Below are 18,320 nucleotides of genomic sequence, written 5' to 3' on the forward strand. Positions count from 1 at the left end.
AGATGGGCACGGCGTGCAGCGTTGACGAGCGCCAGACGCGCATCGATCAGCTCTTGCCTGGCGGCAATCAACTCCAGGTAGCTGTAGCGCCCAGCCCGGTAGGCCTCACGTGTGTCTGCCAGGGCAGACTCCAACCTGGGGATGACCGCATCCCGCAACATGGCGAACGCCTCGATGGCGTGGGTCCGGTGCTGCCACGCTTCAAACAGCGTCGCGCGTGCGGCAATAACGGCGGCCTGCGAATCAAACCGGGCGGCCTCGCGTCGCGCCGTCGCGGCGGCAATGTCGCCCTGCGCGCGGCGGCCGGAGAACAAGGGAATGCTCACCCCGGCAACCAGGCCTGTGCTATCACTGCCTTCCAGCCGACGCACACCCGCCCGCCAGCGAATGTCGCCACGCGCGTTTGACTGGGCCAGGCGCAAGCTGGCCGTTTGGATTCGCTCTTGGCTGGCCAGTTGCTGAAGGTCCGGGTTGCGGTTCAGTGCTTCGACCATCGGTTCGAAGGCCCCTGCGCTACCGGGATGAAACAGCGCATCGTCATCAACTACCTGGAATCCGGGCTGCTCAGCACCCCACAACGCGGCCAACTTGGTCCGCACAGTCGGCAGCTGATGCTCGATATGGCCCACCTCCAGGCTGGCGCGGGCCGTTGCGGCCTTGGCGCGGTCCAGTTCCGCTTGTGGAGCGCGTGCACGGCTGACCCGCCGGCCCACGGTCTCTTCAGCTTGGCGCGCAAGATCCTCCGCTTGGCGGGCGACCTCAAGCTCCTGCTGCAGCGCAGCCAGTTCTACAAACAACCGGGCAGCTTTGGCCTGCACATCCAGCAACTGCGTGCGTCGCTGCGCAACGGACAACCCTTCCCGTGCATCAACAATGGCGGTGCGGAAGGCAGGACGATCACCCAGCTCGATGACGCTGGAAAGAGCCAGCGTTAACTCAACGCCGTCGATGCCCTGTGCTTCATTGGTCCCGCCAAACTCATCCGCTTCGGCATTGAGCGCCAACGGCGGTGAAAGCGACGCTGAAGCTCGCTCCCCGGCCAAGGCCTTCAAACGCGGCGCATAGGCCGCCAGGGACGGGTTGTTGTCGGTGACCCGTTGAATCGTCTCGCCCAAGGTCAGGGCGTCAGCGGTTTGCGGTTGTGCATGGCCCGCTGCAAGCCAAGTGAACCCGATGGCGAAAAGCGCCATCCGGCAAAAATAACCAGACATGGTGACTCCAGAAATCGTTGCGCCGAAAAGGCGCATGGCGGTGCCGCATTGGCACCGGAGGCGATATCTAGAGTGCTAAGGGCGGGGCTCGCGCTGGGGGGCTGAGACCAACACGGCGGCGAGGCACCGGCGTGGTGCGCTGCGCGACGAGCAATATGCGCGGCGCGATAAACAAGCCCAGCAATACAGCTGCAACAACGGCGAGCAAATCGCTTTCATCGACGTCGAGCAGCTTGACCAGGATGCCGTCTGCCGCTTCAACCTTGGTGTCTATACAGGTCTCGTCTGCGCACGATTCACTAACGTGGGCTATCGCGTCTGCATGCGCTTCCTTCAGGCAGTCGAGGTCACCGTCCGAGCACGCATGGGCATGCGCGCCCAGGATGCGGCTGGCCAGCACGAGGATGACCAGGAAACAGACCAATTTGTGATAATTGATATGCAAGTGACGAGAACGTAGCTGAGGAGGACTGCTTGAAGTCTATCTGATAAGTCGGAACTCAGACAATCACTTGGCGAACAAAGTGCCTCAGCATTGATTTTTTTCTCACACGGGGCGACGGGATGCGATGGAGGGGGTACTACGCCCCCTGGAGAACCCCGAAACGACCGGTGTCCGGTTTATCAGTAAACGGGTTCGGTCCCGGTCAGACGGACGGCTTGGCAAGAGAAAAAACTGACCTGCGAATGACGGCTGTTGGCACAACGCGGCCAGTTCGACGAGATGCAATCGGCCAAATAAGTGCCCCAGCGGTCATGCGATGCGCAAATGTCCGGCCCCGTCCCTTTGATGATGTACATGCACACCACGTATATCACCATGAACCGTTCTACTGCAGAAATCCTGGTCCAAAGATTCGGCAGCCCCATCGTTGAACTCACCGCGATTTGCGGCGATTTTTTCGGGATGGAAGAAGGTCAGGCCCGACGCAAGGCCGCGACTAATCAACTACCCGTTCCGACATTTCGGACGGGATCGCAAAAGTCACCTTGGTTCGTCCACATCGAAGATCTCGCACAACTCATCGACGAGCAACGCGCTCAAGCCAAACGCCACCACATCGGGATGGCCTATGCCGCCTGATACGGCCGGGTTGGAACATCCTTCGCTTTCAAATGTGTATAGCTGCGAAGGATGTTCCAATCCAGGTGGAGCGTAAACGCTGCCACCTCGTGGATCGCATACCCGCGCTCGAACAACCTCGATGTAGCCTCGTGACGGAGATCGTGGAAGCGGAGATCCTGAATTCCGAGTATTCGGCAAGCGCGGGTGAACCGTGCTCCAACGGACTTGGGGTTGTACGGGAAGATCAGTTCACTGGTTCGCGGCTGGCGTTTGATGATCTCGAGCGCCTCGGGCGTGAGCTTGCTTTCAAGGTCATTCCCTTTCTTGGTGCGAGGGTGCTTCACGTCCCGCACTACAATCACAAGATCCTTCTCAATCAAGTCGTCCCACCGAAGCCGGGTGATCTCGGCTTGTCGGCGTGAGGACGCGAGCGCAAATTTGACGCACTCCTGCATGGGGATCATGGCGTTCTGATCAGACTGCGCGAAGTACTTGTCGAGCCGGCTCAATTCATCCTTTGTCGGGCGACGCGTACGTCGCCGTGAACGACGGACGAGTTTCTGGTCGCGGCTGAACTGCAGAGCGTCTTCAAACACAGTCATATCGAACGGTAAGTCCCACGCGACATTCATCGGCGAGAACGCGGCTTTCAGCCAAGTGATGTCGTTCATGACAGTTGATGGCCCTGTACCAGCCTGTCGCCTTGTCCGCACATGGTCGATCAACACCTGACTCGTCAGGTCCTGGACTTTGACGCGCCCGATATCGTGCTTGGCGAGGAACCGCAGATGCTCACGTTTTGAGCGAGCCCATCCACTGAGCTGTTCGTACTCGGCACGATAGCGGTGGATGACGTCGCCAACGGTGATGTCTTTTAGCGCCAGCTTTCGAGTACTGCCCTCCCCTTTGATCTCGGTCTCGCGCTTACGCGACCAGTTCTCGGCCATGGCACGACGCGGAAACGTGCGGGACTCAGACGCGATAATCTTGCCCTCTCGCTTGACACGTATGAGGGCCCGATATGACATCGTCCCGTTCGCATTCTTCCACTTAGTTATGGTCGCCATTCTTCCTCCAATTCCGGTGCACAACGCTCACTCGTTGTGCACTTTTTTGTGCACCACCGTCTCTATAATACCTCTAAATGCACAAAAACGCGTGTCCCATGGAGGACAAGAAACCACGATAAGCAACTGTTTTGTCGCGTAATTCTTCAATTTCTGGGCAGTGGCGCTTCAGCGTCGCACCGATGATGGACTGGACGGACCGGCACTGCCGGGCCTTCCACCGCATTCTGTCGGGGCATGCCCTGCTCTACACCGAGATGGTGACGACGGGCGCGTTGATTCACGGCGATGTGGAGCGGCATCTGGCGTATGGCGAGTCGGAGCATCCGGTCGCGCTGCAATTGGGTGGCAGCGATCCCGCCGCCCTCGCCCATTGCGCCAAGCTGGCGGAGGACTGGGGTTACGACGAGGTCAATCTGAACGTTGGCTGCCCGTCGGACCGGGTGCAGAACGGTCGCTTCGGTGCCTGTCTGATGGCGGAGCCCGCGCTGGTCGGCGAATGCGTCTCGGCGATGCAGGCGGCGGTGAGCATTCCGGTAACGGTGAAGACGCGGGTCGGTATCGATCGGCAGGATGCCTACGAACCCTTTGAGCAGTTCATCGACACCGTGGCGGCCGCCGGCTGCGAGGTGTTCATCGTGCATGCGCGCAAGGCCTGGCTGGACGGGTTGTCGCCGAAGGAGAACCGCGACATTCCGCCGCTGCGCTATGACTTCGTCTACCGCATCAAGCAGGCGCGACCGGACCTGACCATCGCGATCAACGGCGGCATCGAGACGCTGGATCAGACCCACGAGCATCTCGCGCATGTCGATGGCGTGATGATCGGCCGGGCCGCGTATCAGCGGCCGTATCTGCTGAGCGAGGTGGATTCGGCGCTGTTCGGGGATGCACGCCCGCCGATCAGCCGTGGCGAGGCACTGGAAGCCTACCGCGGACATGTGGCGGCCGAACTGGCGCGGGGCACGCCGCTGGGTCGGATGATCCGTCCCCTGCTGGGCCTTTACCACGGCCAGCCGGGTGGACGGAATTTTCGCCGTGTCCTGTCCGAAGGCAGCCACGCGCCGGATGCGGGCATGGCGGTGCTCGATGCCGCGCTCGCCGCGGTGGAGAGCGCGTCGACGTCCCGGCGGCAGACGGCCGCCGCCTGAGACCTACAGCAGCCAGCCGGGCCGCAGCACCAGCACGAGGCCCAGCCCCAGCATCACCGCACCACTGATGAACTTGAGCCAGCGACCGGTCTCCCGGGTCAGCCGGCGGCTGCCGAGAAAGATCACCGCGATCGTCACCATCAGCGTGTCATCGGCGATATACCCGAGGATGTACAGTCCCAGATAGCCGTAGTGCGCGGCCGCCCCCAGGTCCTGCTGGGTCAGAATCGCGGTGTACAGCGCCGGGAATCCGGCGGTGCAGAGCAATTCGACGATGTTGACGACGACGGCCAGCGCAGCCGCGGCTGCGATCGCGAAACCCACATGCTCCGCGCGGACGATCTGACGCATGCGCGCGTAGAGCCCTGGCTTGGCGGAGTCCGGGATGGACAAGGTGAAACCCTGCCGCTCGACGAAGAAGTCGCGCAGGTTGATGGCGCCGATGGTGACGGCCACCGCGGCGAGGATCAGCCGCAGCAGCGTCGGCAGTCCGACCGCGAGAAACACGTTGAGCCACGCCGCCATGAACGCGTAATAGACCGCGCCGCCGACGAGCACGAACGTGCCCGCGATGAGCGCCATGCGGGCGCGATCGCGCAGGTGAACGAGCATGGACAGCAGGAACAGCAGTACCCACATCGCGCAGGGATTGAAGCCATCCAGCAATCCCAGCGCGAGGGTGAACAGCGGCAACCCGAGCCGGGATACGCTCAGCGGTCCGAACAGCGTGGTGTCGACCTCGGAAACCGATCGCGGCACCGTTGGCGCTCCGGGCTCGGCTGGCGCATCCGGTGTGCCTTCCACCAGATCGGCGAGCGCCGGCCCGGTCCGCTCGGGACTTTCGAAGCCGACAATCAGATAGCCGTTGTAGACAAAGGTGGGCACGCCAGGCGGCCACGCACCTGCTCCGCGCGAATAGCGCATCAGGTCCTCACGCGCCGCCTCGTCACGGTCCACCGGGCGGTAGACCACGCGGAGCCATGGGCGCTCGGCGAGAAACCCGGGGAGAAATGCCTTGGCATCCGCGCAGTGCGGGCAACCCTCGCGGACGAAGACCTCGAGCACAGCCCCGGTTTCGGCGGGGGCCGTCCCCTTCTCGACCGCATGGGCCGGAGAGGTCAGCAGCGCGAACCACAGTCCGGCAGCCAGAACACCGAGCGCACGCGCGCCCACTGTCGCTACGCGCCGTCCCCGCCGCCGCTCGCGGCCTCGATCCCGCGCAGCAGTTCGACGAGCTGTTCCATGGCCTCCAGTGGCAGCCGGTCGTTCTGCGCGGTGGCCCAGCCCAGCCCCGCCGCCAGTCCCGTCGCCATCCAGGGGTTGTCGCCTACCCAGTCACGCATCAGCGCCAGCGCCTCCGGCGAGATTGTGACGTTTTGCGACGGCGCTGTGCGCTGCCGTCGCTGTTGCCGCAGGCCGGCCCAGCCGCGACCGAGCGCGTAGACCAGCGCCACGGCGACCGCCACCAGCGCGGCAGCGGCGGATGCCGGCAACCATTCGCTCAGCAGCAGAAACAATGCGACGCTGAGCCACGCCAGGATCAACCCGAAGACCAGGAACGTCGCCGCCCCTCGTCTTGCACCCCGTCGCACTCCCTCCAGCATGCCGGCCAGCAAGCGGATCAGCGCCCGGCCAGCCGGCCGATCAGAAAGCCGATGCCAAATGCGATTCCGACGCTTTGCAACGGGTATTCGCCAATCTTGGCCTCGGCCTGTTTTTCGGTCGCGACGAGCTGCTCGCGGCCCTGCTCCACGCTGTCCTTCACGCGCGCCCTGGCGCTGGCGGCCTGGCTCTTGGCCGAGGCCTGCAGCGTGTCCGCCAGTGCGCGCACATCCGCACGCAAGCGTTCGAGATCGTCCTTCACGGCTTTCAAATCAGCATCTGAACTCGCCATCGGTCTACCTCCTGATGGTTGGTTTGTACCTCAGTAGAGAGGACAAACGCTCCGATTAGATGTTCCCTCCTCGGCGTGGGACAAGCGCCGGGGTCGGTTTTGTCACGCATGCCGATTATGATGCGTCCCGGAACCATAGCGCAGAGATTCACAGCATATGCTGACTCGCACCACTCTACTGACCGGATTGATATTGATGACAACTTCCGCTGCTGCCACGGCCGACATGGTTCGGGTGGACATGCAAACCTCCGAAGGCCCGATCGTGCTGGAACTGGACGCCGACAAGGCGCCGAACACCGTCGCGAACTTCGTCGAGTACGCCAACGACGGCTACTACGACGGCACCGTATTCCACCGCGTGATCGAAGGCTTCATGATCCAGGGCGGCGGCTACACCGAGTCGCTGCAACGCAGGGACACGCGGGACCCGATCAAGAACGAGGCCAACAACGGTCTGTCGAACGAGCGCGGCTCCATCGCCATGGCGCGGACCAATGATCCGCATTCGGCGACCGCCCAGTTCTTCATCAACCATGGCGATAACGGCCGGCTCGACTTCCGCAGCGAGACTTCCTTCGGCTACGGCTACGCGGTGTTCGGCAAGGTCGTCGAGGGCATGGATGTGGTCGACAAGATCGCCGAACTGCCCACCGGCGCCCAGGGCCCGTTCCGCTCCGACGTGCCGCAGCCGCTGGTGGTCATCGAGTCCGTGCGGATCGTCGACTCCGAGTGATCCACTTTCTGTCGGATCTCCACCTGGCGCCGGGTGACGGACTCACCCGGCGCTTCGTGGAGTATCTGGACGGGCCGGCCCGCGAGGCGTCCTCGGTCTTCATCCTGGGTGATCTGTTCAACGTGTGGCTGGGCGACGATTTGTCCATGCCGGAACACGTCGCGAGCATCGATGCACTGGCCGCCGCCACCGCCGCCGGCCTGCAAATCCGGGTGATGCACGGCAACCGCGATTTCCTGCTCGGCAACATCTTCGCATCCGCGACCGGCACCACGCTGATCCCCGATCCGTGGATCGGTGAGCTCGCCGGCGTGCGTACGCTGCTCACCCACGGCGATCGCTACTGCACCCAGGATCGCGGCTATCAGGCCTACCGCGCCATCGTTCGCAGCGCTTCCGTCCAACGCGCTTTCTACGGCATGCCGCAGCGCTGGAGGATGAGCGTGGCCGACCGCCTGCGGCAACGCAGCCGCGACGCGACGCCGATGAAGGCGCTGGACATCACCGATGTCGACGACAAGGCGCTCTACGCCGCCGCCCGCACCGAGCAGGTCGCACGCGTCATCCATGGCCACACGCATCGACCGGCGATCCACCGGGTCGGGCGCGGCAAGCAGATCATCGAGCGCTATGTCCTGGAGGACTGGCGTGTGGATACCGGCGGTTCGGTGATGACGCTGGCCGATGACGGCGCCATCGACTTCATCCCGATCACCCCGCCGCAACTCGCTGCCGCCTGAATCGAGTTTGCCGCCGTTTTACCGGTGGTTCGGCAATTTCCTACGTAAAAACTCGAATTCCGGTCAATGCATTCTGTCGCCCGGTGTTGCATGCTTGTGTCATCTACAGCCCGGCGTTCGATCGGGCCGATGCTCACGGGCATCACCAACGAACACAAGAAAGGAGGCAGACATGACCCTGCAGCGTTTTGGCGCGACCCTCGGCGTTTATTTCGTACTGACCGGACTGGCATTGCTGGCGGGCTGTTCCGGTAGCGATGACAGCAGCGCCACCGGCGACACCGAGAACCCGGCCGTCTCGGCGGAATGGTTCGACTACCAGCGCGACCCGGACTACGCCGCGACAACGCGCCTGCCTGCCGAATACATCACCATGAGTGACGGGGTGAAGCTGTCCGTGCAGGTGATGCTGCCGGCCGACGCCGATGGCAATGCTGCGGCCGACCCGCTGCCCGTGATCCTGACCCAGACCGGGTACAACAAGAGCGCGAGCGGCTACATCGAGGGGTTTGCCTTCAACTCGTTCTTCGTCGAGCACGGCTACGCGCACGTGACGGTCGATGTCCGTGGCACCGGCACATCACAGGGCACCTGGGAAATCTTCAGCGATCGCGAACAGCTCGACTACAAGGAGGTTCTGGACTGGATCGTCGAGCAGCCCTGGAGCAACGGTCGCATCGGCACCTGGGGCCCGTCGTTCATGGGCATCACCCAGATCTATACCGGGGCCTGGCAACATCCTGCGCATGACGCGATCTTCGCCATCGTGCCAATGGGCGATGCCTACCGCGACATCGTCTTCTCCGGCGGACAGGTCAACGTCGGCTTCATCCCGTTGTGGATCGGTCTGGTCACCGGCCTGGGGCTGATCCCGGCGCACCCGTCACCGGAATCGTTGTCGACACTGGTCGACCACCTGATCGGCACCCTCACCTACGACCTGCCGATCATCCTTGAGGCGGTGCTGGGCACCGGCGGCCAGAACTTCGACAGCGAGTTCTGGCGTACACGCTCACCGATCGAAGTCGCGGACAAGATTCGCGTACCGAGCTTCATCGTCGGCGGTCTGCATGACCTGTTCCAGCGCGGCGAACCGATGCTCTACGACGTGATCAAGCGACAGGCCACGAGCAAGCTGCTGATTGGCCCGTGGACGCACATCGACGCCTCCTTCGGCGCCGGGCTGCCCGCCGACGGCGTGCCCGATCTCGATCACATCGCCCTGCTGTGGTTCGACCGGTATCTGAAGGACATGGACAACGAGGCCGAAACCGTTCCGAACGTCACGCAGTATGTCTACGGCGAGGAGCGCTACCTGCGGGCCAGCGACTGGCCGCATCCCCAGGCGCGGCTGGAACGCTGGTACCTGCGCGGCGACCAGCGCCTGACGGCCGACCTGCCCGGGCTGGAGGAAGCACCGAACTTCACCGCTCAATACCCGGTGCAGGGCATCTGCTCCATCAGCTCCTCGCAATGGACCGCTGGCGTGCTGGAACTGCTGCCGCTGCCCTGCTTCCAGGGTCAGAACAACGTCAACGAAATCCCGTTGCTGGGCGCGGTGACCTACACCACCGAACCGATGACCGAGGACTACTACGTCAACGGCCCGATCCAGGCCGATCTGTGGGTCGCCTCGGTGGCGGGGACCGATGGCAGCGTCGCGGTCCGGATCACCGATGTCGGCCCGAATGGCGTGTCCACCGAAATCACCAACGGCACGCTCACGCTGTCACTGCGCGAGGTGGATGTCGCCAAGTCGCGCAAGATGGACGGCCAGTCGATCCAGCCCTGGCATCCGTTCACGCAGGAGTCCGTCACGCCGCTCACGCCCGGCGAAGCCGTGCTGGCCCAGGTGGAAATCTTCCCGTCCAGCTTCGTCATCCAGGAAGGGCACAGCCTGCGGGTGGCGATCGGCGCCAGCGATTTCCCGCACGGCCTGCCTCCGGTGACCGACCTGCTGGATCAGGTCGTCGGCGTGCTGCGTATCGACAGCACGACCGTCCAGCCGTCCTCGATCGCCGTTCCGGTCGTGCCCGCATCGGCGCTGGCCGCACCGGACGGGACCAACTAGCCAGCCGCGATGAGCTCGAGCTCCTGCTCGGAAAAGCCGGCCCGGCGACGGGCCGGCAGGTTCAGCGGCCCGCGACCGACCGTCACGCCGTAACGATCGAGCAACCCGTGAAACGTATCACCCGGTTCCTGGCCACGGCGCTCGCACAGGAACCGGAACCAGCGTGAACCGATGTCCACGTGCCGGACTTCCTCGGCCAGAATCACCCGCAGGTGCGCGACGGTCTCGTTGTCTCCGGCCTCGAGCAGGCGTTCGATCATGCCGGGCGTGACATCCAGACCGCGCGCCTCCAGCACCCGGGGCACCAAAGCCATGCGGTGCAGCGGATCATGGGCGGTCTTTTCGGCCATCTCCCACAGCCCGTTGTGTGCCGGCAGATCGCCGTAGGCCGTCTCCAGCTCCGCCAGCCGGCCACTGAGCATCGTGAAATGCCGCGCCTCGTCGCGGGCGACGCTCAGCCAGTCGCGGTAATACGCCTCGGGCATGCCCGCGAAGCGCAGCACCGCGTCCAGCGCCAGGTTGATGGCATTGAATTCGATATGAGCGACGGCGTGCACCAGCGCCGCCCGCCCCGCCGGCGAGCCGAGCTTGCGCTTGGGAACCTTCGCCGGATGGATGAGCAGCGGCGCGGCCGGTCGGCCCGGCTGATCGGGCATCGGTCCCGCCAGCGGCCCGGCATCGTCGGGCGCCAACGCCATCACCCGCGCGCACTTGTCGACCGGATCGTCCGCCAGATAGGCGGCAAGCACGGCGGATTGCCCGCCCATGTCAGAGACCGCGCGTGAGATCGGCGATCAGATCGTCCGCGTCCTCCAGCCCGATCGACAACCGGACCAGCCCGTCGTTGATGCCCGCCTCGGCGCGCAATTCCGGACCAATCCGGTAATGCGTCGTGGTCGGCGGATGCGTGATGGTGCTGCGCGTGTCACCGAGATTCGCGGTGATCGAGAACAGTCGTGTGGCGTTGATCAGCTTGAAGGCCGCGGGCTGACCGCCCTTGAGATCGAAAGCCACGATCGCGCCATGCGCGCTTTGCTGACGGCTCGCCAGCGCATGCTGCGGATGATCCGGCAGGCCGCTGTAGTAGACGCGCGCGACCGCGGGCTGTTCCGCGAGCCAGGCGGCGATGCGCTCGGCACGCTGGCAATGCGCCTGCATCCGCACATCCAGCGTCTCCAGCCCCTTGAGGAAGATCCAGGCGTTGAACGGGCTCATGCATGGCCCGGCGGTCCGCAGCACGCTGAACACGTCCTCGCCGACGATCTTGGCGTCACCAACCACCGCGCCGCCGACCGCGCGACCCTGGCCGTCCAGGAACTTGGTCGCCGAGTGCAGCACCAGATGCGCGCCCAGCGACAGCGGCTTTTGCAGCGACGGCGTGCAGAAGCAGTTGTCGATCGCCAGCAGCACGCCGACATCGCGGGCAATGTCGGCCAGCGCCGGAATATCCGAGATTTCGCAGAGCGGATTGGTCGGACTTTCCGCCAGGAACAGCCGGGTATTCGGCCGCGCGGCGGCTCGCCAGGCGTCGGTGTCCGCCGGCGCGACATAGCTGACCGTCACGCCGAAGCGGCCGATGATGTTGTTCAGCAAGCCCGTCGTGGACCCGAACAGGCCCTTGGCCGCGACGATGTGATCGCCGCTACGCAAGGTCGCCAGCAGCAACGACAGGATCGCGCTCATGCCGGACGCCGTCGCCACGGCGGCGTCGCCGCCCTCCATCGCCGCCAGCTTGCGCTCGAAGCCCTGCACCGTCGGGTTGGTGAAGCGGGAATAGATCAGTCCCGGCTCTTCGCCGGAGAATCGCCGCGCCGCGGCCTCGGCGCTGTCGAAGACGAAGCTGGACGTGGCGTGGATCGCCGCCGAATGCTCGCCGAACTCCGAACGCATCTCGCCCGCGCGCACGCCCAGCGTGGCGGTGCCCCAGTCGGGGTCGAGATCGGTCGGTTTGCTGCTGTCGCTCATGAGTTCGGACTGACGTGCGCGGTTCGGGGCTGAGCAGCATGCCGCAAACCAGGCTGCGCCGTCACCGGGCGGCCGCCTCAGGCGGTGTTGTGAATCTCGATCACCGGCTGTCCGGCACGGCGCCGCGTTTCCTTGGCCGCGTCGCTGCGGAACAGTTCGAGCTGGTTGAGGTAATCGGTGTCGACGTCCTGTGTCGGATAGCGTCCGTCGAACACCGAGGTGTCGAACTCCTGCAAATTCGGGTTGCCGGCGCGGACCGCCTCGACCAGATCGTCCAGATCCTGGTAGATCAGGCGATCGGCACCGAGCAGGCGTTCGAGTTCCTCGTGCGAGCGACCATGGGCGACCAGTTCGCTGGCGGCCGGCATGTCGATGCCGTAGACGTTGGGATAGCGCACCGGCGGCGCCGCCGAGGCGAAATAGACTTTTTCCGCGCCAGCGTCACGGGCCATCTGGATGATCTCGCGGGAAGTCGTGCCGCGAACGATGGAATCGTCCACCAGCAGCACGTTCTTGCCGCGGAATTCCAGATCGATGGGGTTGAGCTTCTGGCGCACGGATTTCCGGCGCTGCGCCTGCCCCGGCATGATGAAGGTGCGGCCGATGTAGCGGTTCTTGATGAACCCTTCGCGGTACGTCACGTCCAGATCGTTGGCGAGCTGCACCGCCGAGGTACGGCTGGTATCGGGAATGGGAATGACCACGTCAATGTCGTGGTCGGGCCATTCGCGGCGAATCTTGTCCGCCAGCGTGGCACCCATGCGCAGACGGGCCTTGTAGACGTAGACGTCGTCGATCACCGAGTCCGGCCGCGCGAGGTAGACGTACTCGAAAATGCAGGTCGCGTAGCTCGCGCTGGGCGCGCACCGGCGCTTGCTCAGCAGGCCGTCGGTGGAGATGAATACCGCCTCGCCCGGTGCGATGTCGCCGAGCAACTCGTAGCCGAGGCTGTCCAGCGCCACGCTTTCCGAGGCGATGATGTAGTCGGTGCCTTCCGGGGTCTCGCGCTTGCCGTAGACCACCGGGCGGATGCCGTGCGGGTCGCGAAAACCAACCATGCCGACACCGCTGATCATCGCCACGGCGGCGTAGGCACCGCGGCAGCGCTCGTGCACCCGAGAGATCGCCTCGAACACGTCATCGGACGACAGACGCAGCTTGTCGCGTTCCATCAGCTCGTGCGCGAAGACGTTGAGCAGGATCTCTGAATCCGAATCGGTGTTGATGTGGCGGCGGTCCTGAATGAACAGCTCGCGCTTGAGCACGTCGGCGTTGGTCAGGTTGCCGTTGTGCGCCAGCGCAACGCCGAACGGCGAGTTGACATAGAACGGCTGGGCCTCGGCGCTGGAGTCGCAGCCGGCGGTCGGGTACCGCACGTGGGCGATGCCCATGTTGCCGATCAGCGCCTCCATGTGCGTCTGCGAGAACACATCGCGGACCAGGCCGTTCTCCTTGCGCAGATACAGACGGCCCTCGGCGTCGGTCATGATGCCCGCGGCGTCCTGACCGCGATGCTGCAGCACGGTCAGCGCGTCGTAGAGTTCCTGATTCACCGGCTGGTGAGAGACGATTCCGGCAATTCCGCACATAGCTGGTGTCCGTAAACTTGAGTGTAGAAACCCGCGACGCGACTACTCGCCGCCTTGCTGCGTGACCGCACGTTCGATCACGGTTTGCGACCAATCATCCGGCAGGAAACCCCGAACCCAGTCGGCCAGGGCCTCGAAATGGTGCAGGAACGCCGATGCCTGCCACCACGGGTCCTGCTGGACCGGCGTGAAGATCTGCGCCGCCATCACCAGCACGGTGACGATGATCAGGCCCCGTCCGATGCCGAACAGAACGCCCACCATGCGATCCGTGCCGGCGAAATAGGTTTTCTTGACCAGTTCCGTCAGGAAATGTGTGCCTATCGCGCCAAGAATCAAGACCAGCAGGAACAGCAGCACGTAACCCAGGCCCAGTCTCGCCGACGGCGCCGAAATATACGGTTCGAACAGGCCCGCGACGGTGGATGCGAACCGGATCGACACCCAGAACGCCAGCACCCAGGTGACCAGCGAACAGGCTTCCTTGATGAAGCCGCGAAACAGGCTGATCAGCGCCGAGACCGCGACGATGGCGATAATCAGGTAGTCGACCCAGACCATGATGATTCACCGGCTCCGCATGACGACGCAGCGGGTCAGCCGTCCGGCCGGATTGAAGCAGTGACCACGAAGATGCATTGCAGCGATCGAGACAGTGGGAGCACAGGATCCGGTCCGGGACAGCGATTCGCGAAGCGCGCCGATGGTGCCGACGCCGCTGTCATAGTGTAGCAACAAACGCCCGGATTCGACGGACGCAATGGCGCTGGCGCACGGGGCCGCTAGGGTGCGATCAACTGCCCCGCCTCGCCGATTTTCGCCTTGAGCGTCTGCTGCGCGGCCTTCGCCTCGCGCTCCGTCGCGTACGGGCCGACATGGACCCGCGTGTAGGTTCGGCCGTTGATCCGCACGCTTTCGCTCCGGGTGCGGAAACCGGCGTCCCGCAGCCGCTGCTCCATGCGCTGCGCATTGTCCGCATCGCCATAGGACGCCACGCGCACCCGCCAGCCATCATCCGGCACGGAAGCCTTCGGTGTCTCGGCAGCCGGCGGCGGACTGGGCTCGATGTTGCTCTCGGCCGGCTTGGGTTGCGTCGGCGCCGTACCGGCGATCCGCGCGTACAGGTCATCCTGGGGCGGCTTGGCGGCCGGTTCCGGCTCGGGCTTGGGTGCCGGCTGTTTCGTCGGCGCCGGCTTCGGTGTCGGCGACCTGGCCGGTTCGGGGGGCTTCTGCGCCGCGACCCTGGGTTCGGTTCGGGTTGGCGCCTGCGCCGGGGGCTCGCTGCGCGCCGCCGGCTCGGCGGGTTCATCGCCCGCCACCGGCTGTTCCGGCTTCACTTTCGCCAGCTCCGGCTCCGCATCCGCTTCGGCCGCGGGCTGGACCGGGCGCTGGGTCAGGCTCGGCGGCTTTTCCGGGTTCGGCTGGATGATGATCACGTTGCCCGCCGGCGCGGCGCGCTCCTTGGGGCCGCCCAGCAGGGCCCCGAGGATCAGCAGTGCCACGCCAACCAGAACGGCGGCGCCCAGCAGTCGGGCCTTGAGGGCATCACTCATGGAGATGGCGCAATGCGGATTCGACAGTCAGGAAAGATCCGAAGCATACGACACGGCCATGGAGGCCTGCCTCGTCGCGCGCGCGATCCAGCGCCCGCGGCACGTCAGCAAGGCAATCCCCGCCCCGATCCGCGCGTTCCGCGAGCTGTTGCGCGGACAATCCGCGCGGTCCCGGCGAGTCGGCGAAATACCAGCGGATCCGGGACGGCTCCGACCATGCGCGCTCGAACGCACGGACCGTCGCCGCGACGTCCTTGTCCGCCAGCATCGACAGCACGCAGTGCCAGACTCCGTCGGCATCATCCGAAAGCCGCATTAACGAGCGCGCGAGCACGCCGGCAGCCTGCGGGTTGTGCGCGGTGTCGACGATCACCGGCGGGTGGTCGCCGATGCGCTGCAGGCGCCCGACGATGCGGGCGTCGCTCACCCCCCGCGCCACCGCTGCGGGCGGCAGATCACCCAGCAGCAAATCCAGCGCGGCAATGGCCGTGGCCGCGTTGCGCCGGGAACAGGCGCCCCCGATGCCAGGTTCCGGCAGATCGGCGTAATTCCGGGTGGCGAGATGCACCCCCCACGGGCCGGCCGCTTCGTCGTTCCAGCGCAAGGCCTCCGAACCGGCCCGGACCACCGCGCCATCATGCTCATCCAGCAGTGTCCGCAGCGCCGGTGGTGGGTCCGGTTCACCGACAACCACCGGGCGGCCCGGCCTAAGAATCCCGGCCTTCTCCCGCGCGATCGCGTCACGGTCGTGGCCCAGCCAGTCCTGGTGATCCAGGCCGATGGAGGTGATCACCGCGACGTCCGGGTCGATGACGTTGACCACGTCCAGCCGCCCGCCCAGACCGATTTCCAGAATCCACACATCCAGTTCCAGGCGGCTGAAATGCCACAACGCGGCCAGGGTGATGAATTCGAAATAGGTCAACGGCGTGTCGCCACGCGCGGCCTCGACGGCTTCCAGGCCCGCGACGATGTCGTCGTCACCCGCTTCACGACCGTTGACGCGCACGCGTTCGTTGAAGCGAAGGATGTGCGGCGAGGTGTAGCTGGCGACGCGCAGCCCGCCTGCCAGGGCCACCGCTTCGGCCAGGGCCACCGTGCTGCCCTTGCCGTTGGTGCCGGCCACGGTCAGTACGCGGGCCGACGGTGTCAGGATGCCCAGCGCCTGCGCCACGGGGCGGACGCGGTCCAGCCCCAGTTCGATCCGTGTCGGATCAAGCGCGTTCAGTCGGCCCAGCCAGCCGGACAGCGCCGTATCGGGCGCCGGGATCATCGTGCTCAGGCGGCCGGTCGCTGCATCAGGATCGACAGCAGGCGGTGCAGGCGTTCACGCATCTCGCGGCGGTCGATGATCATGTCGATGTGCCCGTGCTCCAGCAGGAACTCGGCGCGCTGGAAGCCTTCGGGCAGGGTCTGCCGCACGGTCTGCTCGATCACGCGGGGACCGGCGAATCCGATCAGCGCACCCGGCTCGGCGGCGTTGATGTCGCCCAGCATGGCCAGACTCGCGGACACGCCGCCGGTGGTGGGATGGGTCATGATCGAGATGTAGGGCAGCCCGCGTTCGGCCAGCCGCGCCAGCGCGGCACTGGTCTTGGCCATCTGCAACAGCGAGAACAGCGCCTCCTGCATGCGCGCGCCACCACTGGCGGTGAAGCAGACCAGCGCGCGATCTTCGGCCAGACAGGCATCCACGGCGCGGACGAATTTCTCACCGACCACGCTGCCCATGGAGCCGGCCATGAAATTGAAGTCGAAGGCCGCGATCACCACGGGAACACCGTCGATGCCGCCCTTCATGACGACCAGCGCGTCCTTTTCGGAGGAGCTCTTTTGCGCGGCGGTCAGACGGTCGCGATAACGCTTGCTGTCCTTGAACTTGAGCGGGTCACTGGCCTCGAGACCGGGTGCCAGTTCCTCGCGGCCGTCCGGGTCGAGCAGCAGATCGATGCGCCGCCGGGCCGCGATCGGCCGGTGCGCGCCGCATTTCGGACAAACGTCCAGGCTGCGTTCCAACTCCGCGCGGTAAAGCGCCGCCTGACACTTGTCGCACTTGACCCACAAGCCTTCCGGCACATTGCGTTTGCGGTCCCGGCCACTGGCCTGGGACGGCATCAGTTTCTCCAACCAGCTCATGCTGCGTTCCCTGAGGTCTGCGCGCCAGCATCCATTGCGGCGCGTATCGGTGCAAGAAAATCCCGTGCCACATCGACCGCCGGCCGTCCGCCCCGGTCAACCATCGCCTGGATCAGCGCCGAGCCGATGACCACGCCATCGGCGGTTTCGGCGATGACCGCCGCGGTCTCGGCGTCACGAATGCCGAAGCCCACCAGCACCGGGATGCGGATATGCGCCTTGAGCACATCCACGCGCGCGGCGACCTCGTCGGTGTTCAGCCGGCTGGAGCCCGTGACGCCCTTGAGCGAGACGTAGTACAGATAGCCGGCCGCCTCGCGGGCGATGGCGTCCAGTCGTGGCTCCCGCGTGTTCGGCGCGGCGAGGAAGATCGGCGCCAGCCCGGCCGACCGAAGCGGCGACGTGACGTCCGGGGCTTCCTCGGGCGTCAGGTCCACGGTCAGCACGCCGTCGACGCCAGCCTGGCTCGCCGCCTCGGCGAACCGCGCGTATCCCATCGACTCGATCGGATTCAGATAACCCATCAGCACGATTGGCGTGTCCGGATCCCTCTCGCGGAATGTGCTGACGATGTCCAGCACGTCGCTCAGGCAGACACCGTGCTCCAGCGCCCGCTCGCAGGCTTGTGCCACGGTCGGCCCATCGGCCATGGGGTCGGAAAACGGCACGCCCAGCTCGATGACGTCGGCGCCCGCCTCGACCAGCGCGTGCAGCAACGCGACGCTGTCCTCGCCCGCGGGATCGCCGGCCGCCACGTAGGGCACCAGCGCCTTGCGTCCCTGGCGGGCCAGGTCCGCCAATCTCCGGTCCAGCCGGTTCACAGTTCGATCCCTTCCCGCTCGGCGACGGTGTTGATGTCCTTGTCCCCGCGCCCGGAGAGATTCACGATCATCGAGGCATCCGGCCCCAGTTCCTTCGCCAGCTTGCCGGCGTAGGCGATGGCGTGCGACGACTCCAGCGCCGGGATGATGCCCTCGACGCGCGTCAGCGTATGAAATGCCCGCATCGCCTCCTCGTCGGTGGCGGCGACATATTCGGCGCGGCCGGAGTCCTTGAGCCAGGCGTGCTCGGGTCCGACCCCCGGATAGTCCAGACCGGCGGAAATGCTGTGCGTGGGCAGAATCTGGCCGTTGTCGTCCTG

The 18,320-nt window shown here is 65.3% G+C and carries 19 protein-coding genes and 1 pseudogene; 5 read left to right on the forward strand and 15 right to left on the reverse strand.

Annotation, left to right across the window (positions count from 1 at the left end):
• On the reverse strand, positions 1-1,211 hold a 1,211-nt coding region (locus ABNS06_RS10155; RefSeq protein WP_348674395.1), incomplete at its 3' end, for a TolC family protein.
• A 67-nt stretch (positions 1,212-1,278) separates the two neighbouring features.
• Positions 1,279-1,656, reverse strand: coding sequence for a hypothetical protein (locus ABNS06_RS10160; RefSeq protein WP_348674397.1), 378 nt, complete (start codon positions 1,654-1,656; stop codon positions 1,279-1,281).
• A gap of 324 nt (positions 1,657-1,980) precedes the next feature.
• Here ABNS06_RS10160 and ABNS06_RS10165 point away from each other — a divergent pair, with 324 nt between their 5' ends.
• Positions 1,981-2,295, forward strand: coding sequence for a pyocin activator PrtN family protein (locus ABNS06_RS10165; RefSeq protein WP_207774555.1), 315 nt, complete (start codon positions 1,981-1,983; stop codon positions 2,293-2,295).
• Here the strand turns inward: ABNS06_RS10165 and ABNS06_RS10170 are convergent.
• Complete coding sequence (locus tag ABNS06_RS10170) at positions 2,283-3,224, reverse strand: site-specific integrase (RefSeq protein ID WP_165831411.1); 942 nt, start codon at positions 3,222-3,224, stop codon at positions 2,283-2,285. The two genes, ABNS06_RS10165 and ABNS06_RS10170, sit on opposite strands and share 13 nt — an antisense overlap.
• 251 nt (positions 3,225-3,475) lie before the next feature.
• Between ABNS06_RS10170 and dusA the strand changes: the two genes are divergently transcribed.
• Complete coding sequence (gene dusA / locus ABNS06_RS10175) at positions 3,476-4,495, forward strand: tRNA dihydrouridine(20/20a) synthase DusA (protein ID WP_348674399.1); 1,020 nt, start codon at positions 3,476-3,478, stop codon at positions 4,493-4,495.
• Between the two features lie 3 nt (positions 4,496-4,498).
• Here the strand turns inward: dusA and ABNS06_RS10180 are convergent, their stop codons facing one another.
• From ABNS06_RS10180 to ABNS06_RS10190, 3 genes are read right to left on the reverse strand one after another with little or no spacing between them, the layout of a single operon-like run.
• Entirely contained in the window at positions 4,499-5,668 is a 1,170-nt protein-coding gene (locus ABNS06_RS10180; protein ID WP_348674401.1) for a glutaredoxin domain-containing protein, read from the reverse strand.
• A 5-nt stretch (positions 5,669-5,673) separates the two neighbouring features.
• Positions 5,674-6,087 carry a hypothetical protein gene (locus ABNS06_RS10185; RefSeq protein ID WP_348674403.1) on the reverse strand — a complete coding sequence of 138 codons (414 nt, stop codon included), beginning with the start codon at positions 6,085-6,087 and terminating at the stop codon, positions 5,674-5,676.
• A gap of 29 nt (positions 6,088-6,116) precedes the next feature.
• Entirely contained in the window at positions 6,117-6,389 is a 273-nt protein-coding gene (locus tag ABNS06_RS10190; protein WP_348674405.1) for a hypothetical protein, read from the reverse strand.
• A 196-nt stretch (positions 6,390-6,585) separates the two neighbouring features.
• Between ABNS06_RS10190 and ABNS06_RS10195 the strand changes: the two genes are divergently transcribed.
• The 3 genes from ABNS06_RS10195 to ABNS06_RS10205 all read left to right on the forward strand — a co-directional run bounded on the left by ABNS06_RS10195 (position 6,586) and on the right by ABNS06_RS10205 (position 9,936).
• A complete protein-coding gene (locus tag ABNS06_RS10195; RefSeq protein WP_348674407.1) occupies positions 6,586-7,125 on the forward strand; it encodes a peptidylprolyl isomerase in 540 nt (179 codons plus the stop codon).
• Positions 7,122-7,865 (forward strand): UDP-2,3-diacylglucosamine diphosphatase, encoded by a 744-nt coding sequence (locus tag ABNS06_RS10200; RefSeq protein ID WP_348674408.1) that lies wholly within the window; start codon positions 7,122-7,124, stop codon positions 7,863-7,865. The genes ABNS06_RS10195 and ABNS06_RS10200 overlap by 4 nt, the downstream gene beginning before the upstream one ends.
• A gap of 172 nt (positions 7,866-8,037) precedes the next feature.
• On the forward strand, positions 8,038-9,936 hold the full coding sequence (locus ABNS06_RS10205; protein WP_348674410.1) for a CocE/NonD family hydrolase: 1,899 nt from the start codon (positions 8,038-8,040) through the stop codon (positions 9,934-9,936).
• On the opposite strand, the gene ABNS06_RS10210 is transcribed toward ABNS06_RS10205, so the two are convergent.
• From ABNS06_RS10210 to ABNS06_RS10250, 9 genes and pseudogenes are all read right to left on the reverse strand, one after another.
• On the reverse strand, positions 9,933-10,703 hold the full coding sequence (locus ABNS06_RS10210) for a ferritin-like domain-containing protein (protein WP_348674411.1): 771 nt from the start codon (positions 10,701-10,703) through the stop codon (positions 9,933-9,935). The genes ABNS06_RS10205 and ABNS06_RS10210 overlap by 4 nt on opposite strands.
• A gap of 1 nt (position 10,704) precedes the next feature.
• Positions 10,705-11,901 (reverse strand): O-succinylhomoserine sulfhydrylase, encoded by a 1,197-nt coding sequence (locus tag ABNS06_RS10215; protein WP_348674413.1) that lies wholly within the window; start codon positions 11,899-11,901, stop codon positions 10,705-10,707.
• Between the two features lie 77 nt (positions 11,902-11,978).
• Positions 11,979-13,490: an amidophosphoribosyltransferase gene (gene purF, locus ABNS06_RS10220; RefSeq protein ID WP_348674415.1), complete on the reverse strand. Its 1,512-nt coding sequence runs from the start codon at positions 13,488-13,490 to the stop codon at positions 11,979-11,981.
• Between the two features lie 42 nt (positions 13,491-13,532).
• Positions 13,533-14,051: a CvpA family protein gene (locus tag ABNS06_RS10225; RefSeq protein ID WP_348674416.1), complete on the reverse strand. Its 519-nt coding sequence runs from the start codon at positions 14,049-14,051 to the stop codon at positions 13,533-13,535.
• A 221-nt stretch (positions 14,052-14,272) separates the two neighbouring features.
• On the reverse strand, positions 14,273-15,043 hold the full coding sequence (locus tag ABNS06_RS10230; protein WP_348674418.1) for an SPOR domain-containing protein: 771 nt from the start codon (positions 15,041-15,043) through the stop codon (positions 14,273-14,275).
• Positions 15,036-16,316: a bifunctional tetrahydrofolate synthase/dihydrofolate synthase gene (gene folC, locus ABNS06_RS10235; RefSeq protein ID WP_348674420.1), complete on the reverse strand. Its 1,281-nt coding sequence runs from the start codon at positions 16,314-16,316 to the stop codon at positions 15,036-15,038. Before folC ends, ABNS06_RS10230 begins: the two co-directional genes overlap by 8 nt.
• 5 nt (positions 16,317-16,321) lie before the next feature.
• Positions 16,322-17,179 (reverse strand): acetyl-CoA carboxylase, carboxyltransferase subunit beta, encoded by an 858-nt coding sequence (gene accD, locus ABNS06_RS10240; protein ID WP_348674421.1) that lies wholly within the window; start codon positions 17,177-17,179, stop codon positions 16,322-16,324.
• Positions 17,176-18,000 (reverse strand): tryptophan synthase subunit alpha, encoded by an 825-nt coding sequence (trpA, locus tag ABNS06_RS10245; protein ID WP_348674423.1) that lies wholly within the window; start codon positions 17,998-18,000, stop codon positions 17,176-17,178. The genes accD and trpA overlap by 4 nt, the downstream gene beginning before the upstream one ends.
• Positions 17,997-18,320: pseudogene (locus tag ABNS06_RS10250) on the reverse strand (tryptophan synthase subunit beta); the annotation flags it as partial. The pseudogene ABNS06_RS10250 and the gene trpA, both read right to left, overlap by 4 nt.

Source organism: uncultured Abyssibacter sp. (assembly GCF_964000955.1).
In the GTDB taxonomy this organism is placed as follows: Bacteria; Pseudomonadota; Gammaproteobacteria; order Nevskiales; family OUC007; genus Abyssibacter.

Coding starts and splice junctions, on each gene's coding strand:
- ABNS06_RS10230 (WP_348674418.1), bottom strand. CDS start 15,043: ATGAGTGATGCCCTCAAGGCCCGACTGCTGGGCGCCGCCGTTCTGGTT.
- ABNS06_RS10225 (WP_348674416.1), bottom strand. CDS start 14,051: ATGGTCTGGGTCGACTACCTGATTATCGCCATCGTCGCGGTCTCGGCG.
- ABNS06_RS10190 (WP_348674405.1), bottom strand. CDS start 6,389: ATGGCGAGTTCAGATGCTGATTTGAAAGCCGTGAAGGACGATCTCGAA.
- ABNS06_RS10215 (WP_348674413.1), bottom strand. CDS start 11,901: ATGAGCGACAGCAGCAAACCGACCGATCTCGACCCCGACTGGGGCACC.
- purF (WP_348674415.1), bottom strand. CDS start 13,490: ATGTGCGGAATTGCCGGAATCGTCTCTCACCAGCCGGTGAATCAGGAA.
- ABNS06_RS10170 (WP_165831411.1), bottom strand. CDS start 3,224: ATGGCCGAGAACTGGTCGCGTAAGCGCGAGACCGAGATCAAAGGGGAG.
- ABNS06_RS10165 (WP_207774555.1), top strand. CDS start 1,981: ATGTCCGGCCCCGTCCCTTTGATGATGTACATGCACACCACGTATATC.
- ABNS06_RS10195 (WP_348674407.1), top strand. CDS start 6,586: ATGACAACTTCCGCTGCTGCCACGGCCGACATGGTTCGGGTGGACATG.
- accD (WP_348674421.1), bottom strand. CDS start 17,179: ATGAGCTGGTTGGAGAAACTGATGCCGTCCCAGGCCAGTGGCCGGGAC.
- folC (WP_348674420.1), bottom strand. CDS start 16,316: ATGATCCCGGCGCCCGATACGGCGCTGTCCGGCTGGCTGGGCCGACTG.
- ABNS06_RS10205 (WP_348674410.1), top strand. CDS start 8,038: ATGACCCTGCAGCGTTTTGGCGCGACCCTCGGCGTTTATTTCGTACTG.
- ABNS06_RS10210 (WP_348674411.1), bottom strand. CDS start 10,703: ATGGGCGGGCAATCCGCCGTGCTTGCCGCCTATCTGGCGGACGATCCG.